The sequence below is a fragment of the Hyphomonas atlantica corrig. genome (assembly GCF_017795365.1).
GTDB classification, from domain to species: Bacteria; Pseudomonadota; Alphaproteobacteria; order Caulobacterales; family Hyphomonadaceae; genus Hyphomonas; species Hyphomonas atlantica.
Genome location: NZ_CP051254.1, coordinates 936,624 through 954,155, shown reverse-complemented (window position 1 = coordinate 954,155; position 17,532 = coordinate 936,624). Strand labels below are relative to the sequence as shown.

The window sequence follows — 17,532 nt, the reverse complement described above, 5'->3', positions numbered from 1 at the left end:
TCAATTTGCGAAAGCTCTAGAGCTGCCGCATTGTCTTGATCAGTTGATTGATCCGCTCGTCTTCTTTTTCGATCAGGCTTTGCCCCGCCTCGTAAGCGCGCTGGACTTCAATCAGTCTCGAAATCTCGAGAATCGAAGACACATTGGATTGTTCCAATGCACCTTGAATTACATTTGGCTCTTCGACCTGCTCATAGCCCTCAGCGGCCACAAACATGGTACCGCCCTCTTGAGCGATCTGTCCGTTCGCAGTTACCACACCGATCTGACCCAAAATTTCCTGGCCTGACGAAATAGTTCCGTCTGGCGCAACGGAGATGCGTGTAACCTCTTCGGGAATAGCAATGGCTCCGCCGCCAGCGCCCATGACCTGATTACCAAAAGCATCGACGAGATTTCCGTCCGCGGAAAGTTGGAACGCCCCTGCACGCGTAAGCCGCTCACCTGCTGGAGTTTCCAGGACAAAGAACCCCTCGCCATGAATCGCTAGATCGAACTGTCCGCCGGTATGCTTCATCGCTCCTTGTGACAGATCGTGCGAATGGCCCGACAAGCTACCCATGGAGACGCTGTCGCCTTCTCCATTTACCGCAGCAATATGCTCGGCAAAGATGGCGTGATTTGATTTGTAACCAGTTGTGCTGGAGTTTGCGACATTGTTCGCGATAACCTGCATTTCTCGAAGCAGACCGTCTTGGCGCGTCAAGGTGGCATAAATTGCATTGGACACTAGAGAGCACCTCCAATTGTCGAATCAAGGAGCTGACTGATCAGCTGAAGATTCTCCGGAATTTCGTTCAGATGGATCTTTCGTGAACCCGTGGCTGAACCTCGCGCCCGCAGAGCAAGCACAGCTTGAGCGCGCGCTATGTATTGTTCGTCCGTGATCTGTTCAGCAGCGACATAGAAGTTCTCTGGCAGAACCCAGTCGCCATACACCGCATCGCATTCGATGAGATCCACAAGAGTCGCTGCGTCGAGAGAAACTTTGGAAACCAGAGTCTGAAGCCACATCGTATCCCGCGCCATGATTGCGCTCATCGCGGCTAGTCGGGTCACGTCAGTATTATTCGGGTCTGTTCCGGAAAGATTCCGAAGTGCTGTCACGTCAAACATCCGGAATGCCATTTCCGCGCGTTTCGAGGCCAGATCATCATCCTGTTTGATATCGTTGGCGAACTCATTCACCACATTCACCAGACCGAGATCCGCAGCGACGACAGTGGCGGACTTCAGCACTTCTGCTGCCTCTTCGCTCTCTCCCAACAGATCACGATTCAGGAACGTCGCACTCATTGCGGCAACCTTGAAAAAATGGTCGTCCTTTGAAAAGTCCGCCTCCAGCCTTCTCACCAATTGCGCGCTGAGAAGTTGTCTCGTCTCCGGTTCCTGAAGCGTCGGCAGGGACGCCAGTCGTGAGATCGTTTCGTAATCCGTGATTTCAGCAGGACGATCCAGCATAGCCCGCAAATTCGTACGGATGTTCTGGCCATCCGGCATGCGCTGCACATTCTCGACAATGTTGCCGACAACTTCATTCTGGACTTCGGTTTCGATGGGAAATCCATGCTTCAACAAAGCAGCCGCCGCAACCGACCTCAGATCAGAGTTTCTCAGGAATGGTCGTAAGCCCTCATCCGCAACCAGTCCGCCCTTGTACATGTCAAGAATGGCCTGGTTCAGCGACAAGCGCGGCGAGCGCGCAATCTGTTCCGCAGTGAAATCCGCCATCATTTTCTCGGCCAGCAAGGGCTCCCCCATCTGGTCCAGAGCGGGCACAGCCATCGCAGCGAAGCGTATCTTAAGATACCAAGGTAGTTTTCGGTAGAGAGTCAGACTGGCATTCAGCTGTGAGACCCCGTCCGGATCTAGCATCGTGACCTTCGCCAAAGATTGCCAGATTGCCGCCGAAGGGTTGCACTCCGCAGCCTGATTGAGTGCGTCGATCCGAGTGACCCGCCCCTCTTCCAGAAAATAAGAGAAGTCTCGGAGCAGTTCAGCATTCTGTCCTTCAAGATCAGCGAGTTGAAGCCGGGCTTCAGCAAACAACCCAATCGTGATGTAGGCCATCGCCATCTCGATTGGGCGTATAGACTCCTGATCCGAAAGCTTCTGCGCTCGCCAATGCAAGAAGTCCTCATAGCTGCTCAGGCTTATGTACGGCGCGAAATCCAGATCGGTTTCAGCAGTACATCCTGTCGACATGGGAACGGGGCGGCTGGGCTCTGCGCTATCCAGGCGCCCCCGGAACACCGGCGTCGCCTGCGGGTTGGAGCCGGCCGGCGCGAGCAATCCTTCATCAATCGCGTCGTCAACGAACTGGCGAAAATGCTCTGACAGTTGATCTGCTTCCGCCACATGCACGCCAGTCTCACCTGAAATCTCCCCAAGTGCGGGCATGCTCATCACGACGGATAAGCCGACAACAAGAGGGAGACGAGAACGGGTCACGCGGCTTGTTTCAACCCCCGGATCGCTTCTTCGACTTCATTGAAAGAAGGGCGCACACGGGTGGGTGCATGGCGTCGCGCCACCTCAACACAAATGTTCACCGGATTTTTGTGAAGGTTCGACACCAGAACTTCGCCGATCATCGAATAGAAATTGTGCTCTTCAAGGCGGATATGTTTCACCCGGGTCGCGAAAGGGCCAACAATTCCATAGGCGAGAAACACGCCAAGGAACGTACCAACAAGCGCGCCGCCGATCATGCCGCCAAGAACTTCAGGGGGTTTGTCAATCGATGCCATTGTCTTGATCACACCAAGAACAGCCGCAACAATGCCGAGTGCAGGCAGTGCATCCGCCATGTTCTGCAACGCGTGGGATCCGTGAAGTTTTTCCTCAATCAGGCTTTCAAGCTGCTTTTCGAGAAGCTCCTCAACCTGGTGAACGTTGTCGAAATTCATGATCATTGAGCGAATGGTATCGCAAATCATTTCAATCGCGCGCTTGTCCTTCAGGATTTTCGGGTAGCGCGCAAAGATATCTGAATCTTGAGGAGCTTCGATATGAGCTTCGATGTCGACCGGGTTCTTTTTGAGAACATTCAATAGCTCGTGCATCAGGCAGAGGAGATCCTGATAGTCGGATTTTTTCCATTTTGGGCCTGAGAACGCAGCGACAATATCACCCCCTGCGTGTTTGATCGTAGTCAAATCATTGCCGGCGAGGAATGCGCCCGTGGCGGCGCCACCAATCATCATCATCTCGAAGGGGAGAGAATGCATGATAATATCGAGGTGCCCCCCAGCCAGCATGTAGCCGCCGAAGACCATCACGACTGTGACGACAAGTCCTGCTATTGCGTTCACTTACTAACTCCTTGCATTCCTCCGCCATCGGCGGGGACAAACTCAAATTTCGGCAATTTCTCGAATGACATCCTCAGGCACGGGTGCCTTCAGCTTCAAGGCTCTCTGCCCTTTCCAGGCGCCAAGTTCCCCCTGGCTGATCGGCAGTGATCCGCTCACCGTACCGGCGCTCAGATCAAGTTTGTCCATCTTCGCGCCCGGCAGTGAGATGACTTGCCCGACCTTTATCTCGGCGCACTCACCAATGGTCATGCGCATGGAATCCAGCACTGCATCCAGCACGACTGTCGTATGCCGAACGCGCTCCCGCAGAACACCTCGTCCCGTATCATCCTGCGACTTGGGCCTGGCCGTATTCTCTTGAAAGGCCTTGGCAAGCGACTTGATTGCGGACAACCGAACTATGACTCCAATTTCCGGAGCGGTAGTTTCACCTTCAATAAGCCAACTGTCCTCGCCGTCTCCATCTCCCAATTTGTAGGTCAGGTTGATGTAAGTTGTATCGGCGTCGAATGGCTCTGCCGCACGGGCAATATCGATCAATTGCGCCGGAGTATTGGCATCACTATCGCTGGAGATAGAACAAGCCATTCTTTTCCAAAGGGCACGCGCAGCGCTCTCCGCCATCAGACGAAGAAACAATTCAGGGGCATTGTTCAGGCTAGACGCGCCCTGTCGCAAACGCTGGGCAGAATATCTCTGGGCACCAGCGAAGTTGATTGTCACCGCAGCAACAGGTCCGACATTATGCTCAGGGCTTACATAAGTGAACACGTCGTGGGCCGCGCTCGGCAGATCGGCCCCTGCGAAAACCTTGCGAGAAATAAGGTCCGGCGTGGAAACCTGACCGTAAACTTCTTGTGTCCATTGACCAATGGAAGACGCCAAGGCGAGCCAAAGGGGTTCGCATTGGCGAATCGTTGGAGGGAGTCCTCCCCCTGCCCCGATCTTCTTTCGCAGCACAGACGACACAACAAGCCTACATATTTACCCAGTTCCGTCTGGTAGGAATTAAGTAATTTGGTTGCTGAATGGTTACTACGACCGTCTGAAACCCTGCGCCCAGATTAGCCATGAATTGATTCAAGCCTGTTAGGAGTAGTGTTCCAGAGCACCGGGGCAGGACTGATTATGGTCGATAAAGCATCGACAGACGCGCAACCAATCATCATCAAGCGCAAGAAGGTGGTTCAGGGCGACGGCCATCATGGCGGCGCCTGGAAAGTTGCTTATGCTGACTTCGTGACTGCGATGATGGCGTTCTTCCTGCTCATGTGGCTGCTCAATGCAACGACAGAGGAACAACGCAAGGGCATCGCCGACTATTTCAACCCGACCATTCCGGTGAGCCGGATTTCTGGCGGTGGGTCTGATGGCCTGAATGGCTCTTCAATGTTTACCGAGGACACCTACGCCAAAATGGGAACGGGCGGCACGCGCGATGTAACGATTGACACGCCGAAGAAGGAAGCCAGCGCCACTGCGGCGGATGCCAGTGCCGAGGAAGTCGCCGAAAACCTTCAAAATCTGCGGGCCGAATTGAATGAGGATGCCAAACAGCTTTCTGAGCACCTCATGATAAAAATGTCTCCCGAAGGGATGGTTCTCGAAATCATCGATTCCGACAGTTCACCCCTGTTTATGGTTGGCAGTAGCAATCCGACCCCTCTCCTCCAGGATTTGCTGACATCGATATCAGGATCTCTCGATGCATTTCGAAACGACATCAAGATTGTCGGGCATACTGATAGCCTCCAATATCGACTGGATGCCAATTACGACAACTGGAACTTGTCGACTGATCGCGCCAACATGATCCGTAAGCTCCTGCTGGAAAAGGGCATGAGGCCTTCTCGCCTCAAGGAAGTTTCCGGTCGCGCTGACACAGACCCACTGGCTCCAGACGATCCGTCTGCATCCCAGAACCGTCGAATCTCAATCGTGATCCTGACAAATCAGCCGAACAAAGATGAACTCAGATTGTAGGGTTGTTAAGAACTAAGGTTATCGGCTTATTAAGGAATGCGCTCCACTGATAGAAATACATCTGTCGTAGGAGTCGACCATGAGCATTTCTTCATCCCTGAATGCGGGCGTGATGGGGCTGAACTCGAATTCGAGTCGTCTTTCCGCCATTTCCGATAACATCGCCAACTCATCCACCTACGGCTACAAGCGTAGCCAGGTCGATTTTTCGAGCATGGTGCTGCAACAACAATCATCGGCATACGCTGCTGGCGGTGTTCGCGTAACTGCCTTCAAGGATATCGCAGCGACGGGGTCCCTGATTTCAACCGGAAACGCGACTGACCTTGCGGTTTCCGGCCGAGGCCTCGTTCCGGTAACTGATAATACAGGCGTGAACTCTCTGTCGTCCGAACGCAGCCTGATGCTGCTCCCTACCGGATCTTTCTATGCTGACGAAAGCGGAAATCTTCGCACTCAAAGCGGCCTGTTCCTGCTTGGATGGCCAGCCAACTCCGATGGCGAGATCGGTAATGTAAGCCGGAACAGCGGTACTGACCTGGAGCCGGTCAACATCGCCGCGTCCCAATACACCGCCTCACCGACGTCCCGTATCGAACTGGGCATTAATTTGCCCGCTGACGCCACCACAGCTGGCGGCACGGGAGAAGCCTACACACTACCCATCGAGTACTTCGATAATCTGGGCCGTGCACAGACGCTTTCCATTGAATTCACCCCGTCGGTTCCTGCTACCGGATCCAGCAATGACTGGACTGTCCAAATTTTCGACAGCGCCAATGGTAATCCGCTGACGTCCATCGGCGACTTGGCAATCAGCTTTGCTGATAGTGCTGCCAATGGCGGTCGTATCGACACAGGCGGTGTAACTGCTTCCAATGGCGCGACATATGACGACGCGACCGGCACAGTGACCTTGAGCCTGCCACACGGAAACGTCGAAGTTTTCATCGGGCGTCCAAATGACAGCGCCGGCATCACCCAGCTTTCTGCCAACTTCTCTCCGACTTCGGTTAGCAAGGATGGCGCGCCCATCGGTGACCTTCAATCCGTCGAGATAGACGAGAATGGTTATCTGCAAGCCATTTACAACACCGGCTTCCGCCGCACTCTCTATCAGATCCCAGTCGGTGACGTTCCGAACATGAACGGTCTCAAGGCGCTGGATGGCCAGGCGTTCCGCGTATCCGCAGAAAGTGGAAACCTCTACTTGTGGGATGCAGGTACGGGACCGGTTGGCAGCATCGAAGGCTATGCACTGATGGAGTCCACTACGGACATTGCAGCGGAATTGACTGACCTGATCGAAACTCAACGCGCCTACTCTTCAAGCGCCAAGATCGTTCAAACCGTCGACGAGATGCTTCAGGAAACGACCAATCTGAAGCGCTAAGCCCGCCTTAGCTGAAATGCGAGCCCTGCCGTGAGTATATCCCACGCCATCAATGCGGCCCAAACCGGCCTGAAGGTCTCAGGCCTGCGGGCCGACGTTGTCGCTACCAATGTCGCAAACGCATCAACGCCGGGCTATGTCCGGCGTTCGATCATATTAAGCGAAACATTAGTCGGTGGACGCACAAGCGGGGTCAGCTCTACCGGTGTCGTCCGCGCGACAGATTCAGGCCTCACGTCTGAGCGTATGACATTGTCGAGCAACGTCGCACAATCCAGTCTGATGGCCAGCACTTGGCAAGTACTCTCATCGCGAATTGGAGACGATGCGGAAGGCACTGGCTTGTTCAGCAAGCTATCAAATTTTGAGTCCGCCTTATCTGCTGCGGTCGTGTCACCAGAATCTGGAACGCAGCTGTCAGCGTTGCTCGACGCTGCAAACTCGGTCGTGAACGAGCTGAATGGCCTTTCTCAACTTGTTACCCAGCAACGCACAGAAGCGGATCGTGAAATTGCCGATGGTGTGAACGTCGTGAATGCCGCCCTGAAGCAAGTTGAAGAACTCAATGGCTTATTGGCCGGTATGGATCGCACGACGGCCCAAGCTGCAGCATTGATGGACGACCGCCAGCGCGCACTCGACACGATTTCGGAATACCTTCCTATTGAAGCAGTGCCTCGCGACGGCGGCACAATAGATGTCGTCACGAGTGAAGGTGTCTACTTGGTCGCCGGCACCGCAAAGCAGCTTGAATTCACTCCTGGAAACGCGTTCGGACCAAACATGACTGTCGACAACGGTGCTTTGTCCAAACTGATGGTCGGCGATTTGGAACTTACCCCTGGGGCTTCAAGCTACGCGGCCGTATCAAGTGGTATGTTTGGCGCTCTATTCACTCTTCGTGATGCCGACCTTCCTGCATTCGGCGCCCAGCTTGATACGATTGCGAACGATTTGGTTAGTCGCCTGTCCAACGACGCGATCGATCCGACGAAAGTTGCTGGTGAATTTGGACTGTTTGTAGACACTGGCACTCCCGGCGATCCGGGATTGGCAGGGCGTATCGACATCAACGCTCAGATCGACCCCACTCAGGGTGGTAGCATCTGGCGGCTTCGCGATGGGATCGGGGCAGCGAGCGAAGGTCCTCCTGGCAACAATTCCATCCTGTCCGCGATGTCGGACGCCTTCACAGCAATCCAGTCGATGAACGCCAATGGCATTCAGGGCAGCTTCTCAGCCACTGACCTCGTTGCACATGTCGCCTCCATGACAGGGCAGACGCGCATTTCACATGAAACCGCCCTCTCTGCTGCATCGACCCAGCACGATTTGATGATGGAGGCGGAACTATCCGAGACAGGTGTCGATATCGACAGCCAGATGCAAGATCTTCTGGCGATTGAACAGGCTTACGCAGCCAATGCCCGCGTAATCGAGATCGCCAACCAGATGCTGCAAAGATTGATGGAGATCTAGGATGGATCGTTTTGCCATATCTTCGGGTCTCATGACCTCCACGCTGAGCCAGCACATCTCAGAACTCAGATCACAGATCGGAAAGACGTCCACTGAGGCAACGACAGGACGATATGAAGATTTGACGCTGCATCTCTCCGGTCGAATCGGCAAGGCTATGCTGAGCCAGAAGGCCCTAACCGACCTGACATCCGAGAAGGAGGTTCTGGACCTGCGAAGCGCCAGGCTCTCGCTCGTCCAGTCCAGCCTCACAACCGTACAAGAAAGTTCCACGGGTATTGCGGCCAGCATGCTCAGTGCAGTTGTTGGGAGCCATGAAACGGAAATCGCAACTGCCTCCCGAGACGCAAAAGCTGCTCTTTCAACGACAATGTCGGCGCTGAACGCGCGTTATGGCGAGAGATTCCTGTTTGCTGGGGATGCAACATCTTCCATCCCGTTTGCTGGCTCAGATCAACTGCTAGCTGACATCGAAGCGATCGCTCAAATGGCAACTGATGCCAACGACTTCGAAACCCAGCTCGATGACTATTTCAGTTCTCCGACCGGCGGCTGGCAGCAGAACATCTATCAAGGCAATACCACGACTTCTGATCCCGACGGGGTGAATGCGGACCATGAAGCTATTCGCTCGCAGATCCGCAATTTGGCTATTCTGTCTCTCTCAGGTCCGGATGGAAGCATCGCAAACCTCAATGGGTACTCCGGCCTAATCGAATCGACATCGCTCAAACTCTCCGCGAGTGAAACAGCGATCACGAATCTTCGTGCGGATCTTGGTGTATTCGAACAGAGAATTGCAGATGACCTTGAAAGCCTTGCTGCAGAAGAAACGATCCTGACGGCCTCCTTCAACAATCTGACTGCCCGCGATCAGTATGAAGCGGCAAGTGAACTTCAGTCTCTGGAGACCACGCTCGAAGCCTCGTACATGATAACCGCACGGCTGTCGCAACTCTCACTCCTGAACTATCTAGGCTAATCACGATGTTTTGGAAAACGCTCGCTCTCTCCTGTCTCGTTGCATTGACCTCAGCAACAAATATCACAGCACAAACGCGCATACGGGACGTCGTGGATGTCGAAGGCGTTCGCCAAAACGATCTCATCGGATACGGTATCGTCGTTGGTCTGAATGGCACTGGGGACTCGGTCCGAAATTCTCCATTTACCGAAGATTCCCTCACCTACATGCTTGAGCGCCTTGGCGTGAATGTGCAGGGCGAGGACATCAAGCCGAATAATGCCGCAGCTGTTCTTGTCACAGCCACCCTTCCCTCGTTCGCACGGAGTGGATCAACGATCGACATTTCCGTGTCATCAATTGGAGACGCAAAAAGCCTGGAAGGCGGCACCTTGATCCTCACCCCGCTCAAAGGCGCGGACAACGAAGTCTACGCTGTCGCCCAAGGGAGCATCATCGTTTCTGGTATTGATGTTCAAGCTCAGGCGGCGCGGGAAACGCGTGGCACGCCGACGGCTGGTGCGATCCCGAATGGTGCCCGTGTTGAACGCGAGATCGGCTATGATTTCAATCAACGAGACAGCCTGACCCTGGCCCTCCGCGATCCCGACTTCACAACGGCTGCGCGCGTGGAAGATGTGATCAACACCGCATACGGCACTCAAGTTGCTTACACTCGCGATCCCGGCACTGTTGATCTTGACCTTCGCGGTCTTCAGGGCTCACCCTCCCGCATTCTGGCAGACATCGAAAACCTTCCAGTCAGCGTTTCCGTTCCCGCACGTATCGTGATCGATGAAAAGTCTGGAACGATTGTGCTCGGAGAAGACGTCACGATCTCAAAAGTCGCGATTGCTCAGGGCAACATCTCGATCAAGGTCGTCGAAAGCCCTGTCGTGTCGCAGCCAAACCCATTTGCAAGAGGGGAGTCGATTGCGCTGCCGCGGTCACAAATCACGATCGGTCAGACTGGCAGCAAAAACATCGCCATGCTGGAGCCAAATGTCTCGCTTTCCGAACTGATCGCCGGACTCAATGCACTCGGCGTGACACCCCAGGAAATTGCAGACATCATCCGGACGATGAAGACAGCCGGCGCACTACACGCCGACCTGATCATTCGCTGAATCCGAACAATTCGCTCTCGCTTGAGCGTAAGCCGAGACAGCGATACGCGGCCTAGTCCTCTTCAGGCTTGCCGATCTTGATCGTGCCATCCCGCTTGAGCGACATCAGCGAGAGAAGAAACTCTCGCTGGACCTTTTCGACCTTTTCAGGCGACATTTCCGGGACATCTTCAAGCTGCAGGCGGTATTGGTCTGCCAATCGCGATGAAATGTTGCTCAGAAGATAGTCTGTGACTTCTCCACCGCTCGTCCGAAGACTCGCGAGCAACCGCGTCATCGACTCGTCACCCAGTTCACGGAAGACAACAGAGACAACCTCTCTTGGGAGAATCTCCGGCAAGCTGTCGATCGTGAACATGACCCGTTCAATACTTTTGAGTTTGCTCTCATGCGTGCTGCTCAGGAATGCCAAAATCCGGTCGCGGCGATCACTTGGCACGAGGCTGAGCATTTCACCGATCACGTCCAGATGACTGTCGTCTCCCTCGCTCGCGCCCTCGGCTTTGTTGAGCAATTCTATTTCCAGCATGTGCGCGAGCACGGTGTAAATTTCGGCGTCTGGCGCTTCATCTTCCACGAGATGACCAACAACCGGGTCGAGCTGGTTCTCCTCGAGAAACCCGACGATTTCGGACGCGGCGGCTACGTCGATCCGGCGCAGGATGAGCGCAATGATATTCGGCGTGAGGCTGCTGAAATAATCGGCCACTTTCTGTGGATCGTGGCGCTCCAGCTTTTGCCAGGTATCTGTGGCAACTTCCTCTGCACCAGATTCGACAGATTCCTCTGATCCGTAGATCTGCTGATAGCGGTTCTGGTCCAGCAAGTTCGCAATGATCTCACGCGCCTTGTCCTGCCCGCCCGAGAAGGAGCCACTTGCTGCGCGCAGCTCTCTCAGAAAGTCGACAGCAATCTCGATCAAATCTTCGCGTGCGAGTGTGGAGATTGTTTCCAGCGCCGTTGCGACTTGCGCCATGGTGCGGTCATCCAACCGTTCGACAATCGGCCGCGCCTCAGCCTCACCAAGCATTGCGATCACGACCGCAGCCTTCTGAGCGCGAGTAAGCTTGAGCGCCGAGGCCGGCAGCGGAGGGGTCGCGCGTGCAACCGCTTGTGGCGTGGAACCCTGTTTCATTTCAACAACCGAACTCATCCGGCATACCCTCGCAGAAGTGCTTCTGTGATCTTCAACCAGCCATCCGCCAGAACAATGAACCCAACCTTAAAGGGAAGCGAAACAACGGTCGGAGGCACCATCATCATACCAACCGCCATCAGAACAGACGACACGACCAGATCGATGATCAGGAAGGGCAAGAAAATAACGAACCCGATCTGAAACGCATGTTTGATCTCTGACAACATGAAGCTCGTCGACAAGAGCGCAAAGGAAGGTTCTTCGCCCTCTTCCAGCGGACGATTCACAGCATCGGCCAGCACCGGAATGGTCTCAGGGTCTACGCGGGCCGTCATGAATGCGCGAAACGGCTCTGTTGCGGCGGTCCAGGCCTGCCCTTCGTCAATGGCACCATCCATGTAAGGTGAGATGCCGTTGTTCCACGCCTCCATGAAGGTCGGCTCCATAACGAAGAATGTGAGAAACATTGCGAGCGCCATGATCAACATGTTGGGCGGCGCCTGTTGAACGCCAATCGCCTGCCTCAGGAATGAGAAGACGATGATCATGAATGGCAGACAGGTCGCCATCATGGCGATACCGGGCGCCAGACTCAGAACTGTAACCAGGACAAGGAGCAGGATGACTGACCCGCTCAGCCCCCCTTCCCCACCATTGGTTAGAAGCCCCTCAGGCACCTGTATCTGCGATGGGTCTATTTCTTGCGCAAAAGCGGCCCCTGAGACCGCGTAAAGAAACAAGAATACAATGACCCCGCCAAGAAAGCGCGGAACGAAATCAGGTCCCTTTATCATCGGGATCCTCCGCGATCTCCGTGATCTTCACTCCGATCCCGCCTTCTTCAGTCTCGATGAGTTCGCCACGTGCGATCAGTTTGTTGTCAACCGAAAGCGACACCGGGTCTTCTATCTTCGCGGAAAGCGCGATGACGGAATCGGGTTTGAGGTCTAGAATTTCTGCCACCGTCAGGCGCTTCTGACCGATGGACACGATCACGTTCACTGGGACGTTGTAGATTGATCGATAGGCCTTACCACCAGGAAGGACGTCTTCCTGCTGTTCAATCGCAATTTCATCCGAAGGCGTCATTTCGGGAATAGCCATCTCTAAAAGTCCTTTTGAGGCGTTTTGTAGGATTGCAGGCGTTCGAGGCAGGCGGCCAGAAGCTCATCAAACTCTAATGACAGTCCTCCAGTCTCCCAAGAGACCTGAACGTCATGGAGCTCCGCATCCTCTGAGACCTGGACAATGCATGAGTTGGACAATCGGGGGTTGCTCTCGATGATCTCAGTGAGCTGCTCCGCGAGTGGCGCTGGCGCAGATAACACCGCATGGTTTGGCGTGTCAGGAAGCAGGTTTGGAATCTGGTGCACGATCTCTTCGGCGAGGAATGCTTTGGATAGTTCCGGAAACAATCGCTCAATGATCGCCGACACCCAATCTGCTGTTTGAGCCACGACCCGTTTGTTCGCCTGTTCAATTTCCTGCGCCAGACGGTTCAGCAACACTTCTACATTTGGATCTATCTGAGCCGCTGGCTCCGGCGTATCTTCAAGTTCGTCCACCTGAACAAGTTCTGGCTCCGCGACAACTGGATCAGGCGCTTCCGCAAGCACAGCTGGAAGGTCTCCACTGTCGAACCGCGGAAGATTCGCGAAAAGGGACTCACTCATTGACGAGCGCCTTTCGGTCTTCGTTCAGCCATTCTTCCAACAGACTGGCTGTCTCATCCTGACGCTCTCGTGTATAGCTCTTGAGATAGTCCAGCGCGTCGACGGATTCAGTCGTCAGCACACCCGATCCATCGACCGCCGGGTCAGCCGTCGTATCGAGGACTGAAGCCGACCTTTGGGACAGGAGAGGACGCACCACACCGAATCCAAGCACGATAACCACAATTCCGAGCAGTATGGCCTGAAGTCCGGACCAGAAATAGCGCTCGGTCAAAGTCTCGACGAGACTCGGCGCGGGTGTGAGTTCCTCAACTTCGATTTCCTGAAACGGCATCAACTCTACCGTCAGGGAATCTCCGCGATCTGCGCTTAGGCCGGCTCCCGACAAGATCAGTTGTTCGAAATCAGACACCAGACTGCGCATGAGCGGCGCAGAGTCCTCCGCATTCGCATCAAAGCCGAGGACCTGTTCGTTCAAAAGAACAGCCACAGAGATGCGCTCGATCTCGCCGGGCAGTGTTTCAGTTTCCCGGCGGGTCTCATTCACATCGTATACGACACTCTCGGTCGAGTTCTTGAGAGTGCTTGAGCCTCCAGCCTGCCCACCTGCGCCCTGCGGCAGATTACTGGCAACGGTAACTCCAGCCGATCCGCCTCCGCTCGCTTCGCTGACATCATTCGTAGTCCGATTCCGGATCACCCGTGAGCTTGGATCATAGACAATTTCGGACACGCGCTGGCGCTGGCGATTGACATCGACAGATACCGAGACTCGCGCATTACCAGGCCCGACGCGCGCCTCAAGAAGGCGAAGAATCTTTTGTTCGAGACGGGTAGACTGGGATTCTGCAACAATCGCCGGTTCTTCCATCCGGTCTACATTGGGGCCCGCAAGAAGGCCTCGCTTGGGATCAATGATGGCAACATCTGCGGGGTCCAGACCAGACACAGCCAGCGCCACAAGGTATTGGATGGCTTCAGCCTGGCTGGCGCTGACCTTGCTGTTAGAGACAAGCGTTACAGATGCTGTTTGCGGCGGCCCAGAACGTGAGAAACCTGAGCGCAAACTGGCGCCGATGTGTACCCGCGCGGATGAAACGCCGGGAATGGCAAGAATGGTTCGCGTGAGCTCACCTTCCTTGGCCCGCCAATAGGCGGCGTTATACATTTCCGATGTGATCGAAAACCCATTCACATCGTCTAACAATTCGTATCCCTGCACCGATTGTTGTGGCAGGCCATCCTTTGCAAGCGAGAAGCGAACAGAGTCGCGTTCCGACTGCGGAATGAAGATCGCCTCACCCCGAAGCTCATAATCCACGCCGCGCTTTTCGAGCTCTGCAATCACTTCGCCCGTGTGCATCGGATCAAGGCCGGAATACAATAATGCCTTCGGCTGTTGGACTGCACCCTGCACCATCATTGTCATGGCGATGACAACGCCAGCCACCGAACCGGCAAGCGCCAGTTTCTGCGCGACCGATAGCGCCTTGAGTGTTTCCAGCAATTTCATGGATGCGTACTTCCCGTTTACGACATCGACTCTCGATTTGGTTAATATTTTCCGTGAAATTGTTAACGCTTCCTTTACCCGACCCTTAATATGCGTGAACCAGCGGCAAATAGTTTGATCGGGGGCGTTGGTGGCTTCGAATCCGGAAAAGGAACCTGGCGACGCCCCGAAGAGCGGCGGCGGACTCGTACCTCTTAGTGTGCTCGCAGTCGTCTGCGCGCTTGGCGCATTTGGCACGGTCTTCATTTTGTCGGGCGGCGACGAGCCTACTGTGCTCGCCTGCGCTGATCACGAGCAAGGCAGCCCCGCACACGCGCCGTTGGCGATGGACGATTATGTATATGTCGACCTGCAGGAAATTCTCGTGACAATCGGCAACGAACCAGCGACCCGCTATGTCAAAATCAACATGTCTGTGATTTCCGATAGTGAACACATGGGTGCCGTCAAAAAGGCCGAACCGATGCTGGTCGACGCCTTTGTTGGTTATTTGCGCGCCCTGACGCTGTCGGACTTTGAATCCGCTGACTTTTATCCCCGAATGCGCGAACAGCTCGCGGTGAGATCTGAAGTTGTCCTTGGCCCGGAGGCGTCGCACGGCGTCCTCATCACTGAATTCCTGCTGAGGTAAGCCGATGCCCTTCGAGATCTCCGACATCGCCCTGTTTCTGGTTTCCTTCGCAGCATGCCTTTACTGCGCGCTGCTCAGCCGTCGGCTGAAAGCGCTTCAGAACACCAAGAACGGCCTTGGCGCCACGATCCGGGCAATGTCGGATTCTGTCGCCGCTGTCTCATCTGCGCGGCACGAAACGCAAGCTCAGGCCGGTGACTTGGCAAACCGGCTCGCCGCGACAATGAAAGAGGCTCAGGAAACTGCGGAAAAGCTGAAAGAGCTAAAGACGGCGATGGAAGTGAAAGATCGCGAACTGTCACGTCGCATCCAAGCGGCCGATGCCGACATTCGCAGCACATTGCGAGAAACACTTGAAGCGTCATCTGGCAAGATCACTGAAATCACACGGCTGACGAAACGGCTCGAAGCTATCGCTGATCGCACGTCGGCACGCTTCGACAGCGCAGACTACCTTTTCGATGAAGAACAAATGAGCAAGTCCAAACGGGTTTACGAGGGTTGAAGGAATGAACAGCAAAGGCCGCACTCACGTCCTTCTCACCATTGGCGTCCTGTTCACGATTGCAGGTGGCACACGCTGGCTGCCGCAGGCTTTCGCGACGACGGACCGCGCCTCGACCGTGAACGACCCGCTCAAGGCGCTCCCGCAGGCCATGACTGTTGATGAATCTGATCGCGTCCAGAATGTCTGCCTGACGGGCGACCTTGCCGCCGCGATGGAGCAGGATCAGAAGGACATAGAGCAACGCATCTCCGATTTGAGACAAGACGAGATTGAACTGCGTAATCGCAAGCTCGAACTTGCCCAGCAGGCCGAGGATCTCAAGCAGATTCAGGAGCAGCTGGACACCCGTTGGCAGAAAATGTCTGATACCGCCAATCAGGACTTGCACCATCTGGCCCAGATGTATGCAGCCATGAAACCTGATCAGGCTGCCGGTATCTTCGATCAGATGGATGCTGGCTTTGCGGCTGGCTTTCTGCGCCTCATACCAAGCGATCAGGCGGGTCTGATCCTGGCCAATATGGATAATGAAAAGGCCTACATCGTCAGCGTTAAGATCGCTGCGAAGAATAGCGATCTACGATCGGATTCGATCGCCCCCTAGCACCTTGGTTTGGGAGGCGAACCAGAGCGAAAACTCACTAACCGGCCTGCTGGTGGGCCGTCGCACGGCCCAAAGCCCCGTCAATCGCTTCGCGAACACGCCAGATATCGAACGGCTTCGAGATCAGACCATCCGCCTGCGCGGCCTCTTCTGGTGAGACACGCTCTGGATGCGCAGTGATGTAAACCGTCGGAATGCGCCAGCCCACCAAAGAGCAGATCTTCTGGACGGCGTCTTTGCCGCTTTCGCTATGATGCAGCTGAATATCTGAGAGGATCAATTCAAACTGTTTTGAGCGCGCAAGCTCTACAGCTTCGTCCAGCGTGTGAGCGATGCCAGCCACGTGGTGTCCGGACTGCTCAACCAATACCCCCAACAACTCTGCCATGTGCGGCTCATCTTCGATGATCAGCACGCCTGTGCACCGCGCGGCGGAAACTATGGGCCGAACACGGTTGAGAACATACTCGACGGTTCCGAGGCTTATCCCGGTAATTCGCGCGACCTGGCACGGTTCAAACCGGCCAATCGCCGTAAGCAACAGGCATCTTCGCTCATAAAGGGTCAGCCCCCGCAACGTTTCCAATGCCGCTCCGCCATCGCTCATCGCCTGCAGGTGGTTCAGCAATCTCGCATCGACCGATTGGAACAAATCCTCTCGGCTTACTTCCTGGCACTCGGACGTCTCGTCATCGTAAACGAGGTCCTTCAACACATGACCGACGATTTCGTCCCCAGCGACTGTGTCCTCAATGAGCAAGTGCGCATACGAGCGTAGCGATGGGAGCGCCTCGGATACAGCTTTGAAAATCAAGAACGGTCCCCTCTTCTTGATATCGGGCCAAGGTTTGCTCGCGAGCACTCAGTGCTTGCTTGGCAATTATTTCCGTTAGGAACAATACGCCTCTCGGCAGCTTGCTTCTACTTGAAAGCGCAGCAAAACTGTCAATTATCCCTCTTTTTGGCGCATTATATTGCCGAATCTGCCACGCTATCTGGATGTTAACTCTATCAAACAACAATCGATTTCATTCATATTGGTCGCAACGGACGGTTGGCGAGTCGCGAAGGTATTTCAGACCGGAAATGGTTTGAGCACTTGCTTCGAAAGCACGCGAATCTGAAACTATCCAACAAGACCATACACGCTACCTGACTTGGGACACTTTGCTTATGTTTCGTCTATGCCAGTCTGGCCGCTC

General features: G+C 54.8%; 18 protein-coding genes. 8 read left to right on the top strand and 10 right to left on the bottom strand.

All coding sequences use genetic code 11. The features are described 5' to 3' along the window. Window positions 1-16: 16 nt before the first annotated feature. The 4 genes from HF931_RS04830 to HF931_RS04815 are packed head-to-tail and all read right to left on the bottom strand — an operon-like array spanning window position 17 to window position 3,905. Entirely contained in the window at window positions 17-730 is a 714-nt protein-coding gene (locus tag HF931_RS04830) for a flagellar hook-basal body complex protein (RefSeq protein WP_273012028.1), read from the bottom strand. Beyond that, a complete protein-coding gene (locus HF931_RS04825) occupies window positions 730-2,451 on the bottom strand; it encodes a hypothetical protein (RefSeq protein ID WP_273242108.1) in 1,722 nt (573 codons plus the stop codon). Before HF931_RS04825 ends, HF931_RS04830 begins: the two co-directional genes overlap by 1 nt. Then, complete coding sequence (gene motA / locus HF931_RS04820; RefSeq protein WP_035547835.1) at window positions 2,448-3,314, bottom strand: flagellar motor stator protein MotA; 867 nt, start codon at window positions 3,312-3,314, stop codon at window positions 2,448-2,450. The genes HF931_RS04825 and motA overlap by 4 nt, the downstream gene beginning before the upstream one ends. Window positions 3,315-3,356: 42 nt before the next feature. Beyond that, window positions 3,357-3,905 carry a FliM/FliN family flagellar motor switch protein gene (locus tag HF931_RS04815; protein ID WP_273242107.1) on the bottom strand — a complete coding sequence of 183 codons (549 nt, stop codon included), beginning with the start codon at window positions 3,903-3,905 and terminating at the stop codon, window positions 3,357-3,359. A 540-nt stretch (window positions 3,906-4,445) separates the two neighbouring features. Here HF931_RS04815 and HF931_RS04810 point away from each other — a divergent pair. The 5 genes from HF931_RS04810 (at window position 4,446) to HF931_RS04790 (ending at window position 10,263) form a co-directional block, all read left to right on the top strand. Next, entirely contained in the window at window positions 4,446-5,300 is an 855-nt protein-coding gene (locus tag HF931_RS04810) for a flagellar motor protein MotB (RefSeq protein ID WP_272982527.1), read from the top strand. 79 nt (window positions 5,301-5,379) lie between these two features. Continuing rightward, complete coding sequence (locus tag HF931_RS04805) at window positions 5,380-6,693, top strand: flagellar hook protein FlgE (RefSeq protein WP_035547843.1); 1,314 nt, start codon at window positions 5,380-5,382, stop codon at window positions 6,691-6,693. 30 nt (window positions 6,694-6,723) lie between these two features. Further along, window positions 6,724-8,172: a flagellar hook-associated protein FlgK gene (gene flgK, locus HF931_RS04800; RefSeq protein ID WP_273242105.1), complete on the top strand. Its 1,449-nt coding sequence runs from the start codon at window positions 6,724-6,726 to the stop codon at window positions 8,170-8,172. A 1-nt stretch (window position 8,173) separates the two neighbouring features. Beyond that, window positions 8,174-9,154, top strand: coding sequence for a flagellin (locus tag HF931_RS04795; RefSeq protein WP_273242103.1), 981 nt, complete (start codon window positions 8,174-8,176; stop codon window positions 9,152-9,154). 5 nt (window positions 9,155-9,159) lie between these two features. Continuing rightward, complete coding sequence (locus tag HF931_RS04790; protein ID WP_273242102.1) at window positions 9,160-10,263, top strand: flagellar basal body P-ring protein FlgI; 1,104 nt, start codon at window positions 9,160-9,162, stop codon at window positions 10,261-10,263. 52 nt (window positions 10,264-10,315) lie between these two features. On the opposite strand, the gene HF931_RS04785 is transcribed toward HF931_RS04790, so the two are convergent. From HF931_RS04785 to fliF, 5 genes are read right to left on the bottom strand one after another with little or no spacing between them, the layout of a single operon-like run. After that, window positions 10,316-11,398, bottom strand: coding sequence for a FliG C-terminal domain-containing protein (locus HF931_RS04785; protein WP_273242100.1), 1,083 nt, complete (start codon window positions 11,396-11,398; stop codon window positions 10,316-10,318). Window positions 11,399-11,412: 14 nt separating this feature from the next. Then, a complete protein-coding gene (fliP, locus tag HF931_RS04780; RefSeq protein WP_273242098.1) occupies window positions 11,413-12,195 on the bottom strand; it encodes a flagellar type III secretion system pore protein FliP in 783 nt (260 codons plus the stop codon). Then, the gene (locus HF931_RS04775; protein ID WP_035547854.1) at window positions 12,179-12,505 is read right to left on the bottom strand and encodes a FliM/FliN family flagellar motor switch protein; all 327 of its coding nucleotides are present in this window, start codon (window positions 12,503-12,505) and stop codon (window positions 12,179-12,181) included. Before HF931_RS04775 ends, fliP begins: the two co-directional genes overlap by 17 nt. A gap of 2 nt (window positions 12,506-12,507) precedes the next feature. After that, window positions 12,508-13,074, bottom strand: coding sequence for a hypothetical protein (locus HF931_RS04770; protein WP_273242096.1), 567 nt, complete (start codon window positions 13,072-13,074; stop codon window positions 12,508-12,510). Further along, window positions 13,067-14,587, bottom strand: a complete 1,521-nt coding sequence (fliF, locus tag HF931_RS04765) for a flagellar basal-body MS-ring/collar protein FliF (protein WP_273242094.1) — start codon at window positions 14,585-14,587, stop codon at window positions 13,067-13,069. Before fliF ends, HF931_RS04770 begins: the two co-directional genes overlap by 8 nt. Before the next feature lie 130 nt (window positions 14,588-14,717). Between fliF and HF931_RS04760 the strand changes: the two genes are divergently transcribed. Genes HF931_RS04760 through HF931_RS04750 form a run of 3 tightly spaced genes read left to right on the top strand, consistent with a single transcriptional unit; the run spans window position 14,718 to window position 16,330 of the window. After that, window positions 14,718-15,218: a flagellar basal body-associated FliL family protein gene (locus HF931_RS04760; RefSeq protein WP_273242092.1), complete on the top strand. Its 501-nt coding sequence runs from the start codon at window positions 14,718-14,720 to the stop codon at window positions 15,216-15,218. A 4-nt stretch (window positions 15,219-15,222) separates the two neighbouring features. Beyond that, a complete protein-coding gene (locus HF931_RS04755) occupies window positions 15,223-15,723 on the top strand; it encodes a hypothetical protein (protein WP_035547864.1) in 501 nt (166 codons plus the stop codon). A gap of 4 nt (window positions 15,724-15,727) precedes the next feature. Next, window positions 15,728-16,330, top strand: a complete 603-nt coding sequence (locus tag HF931_RS04750; RefSeq protein ID WP_051602422.1) for a MotE family protein — start codon at window positions 15,728-15,730, stop codon at window positions 16,328-16,330. Window positions 16,331-16,367: 37 nt separating this feature from the next. Here HF931_RS04750 and HF931_RS04745 read toward each other — a convergent pair whose 3' ends face one another. Continuing rightward, window positions 16,368-17,144, bottom strand: a complete 777-nt coding sequence (locus HF931_RS04745; RefSeq protein ID WP_273012001.1) for a response regulator — start codon at window positions 17,142-17,144, stop codon at window positions 16,368-16,370. Between the last annotated feature and the right edge of the window lie 388 nt (window positions 17,145-17,532).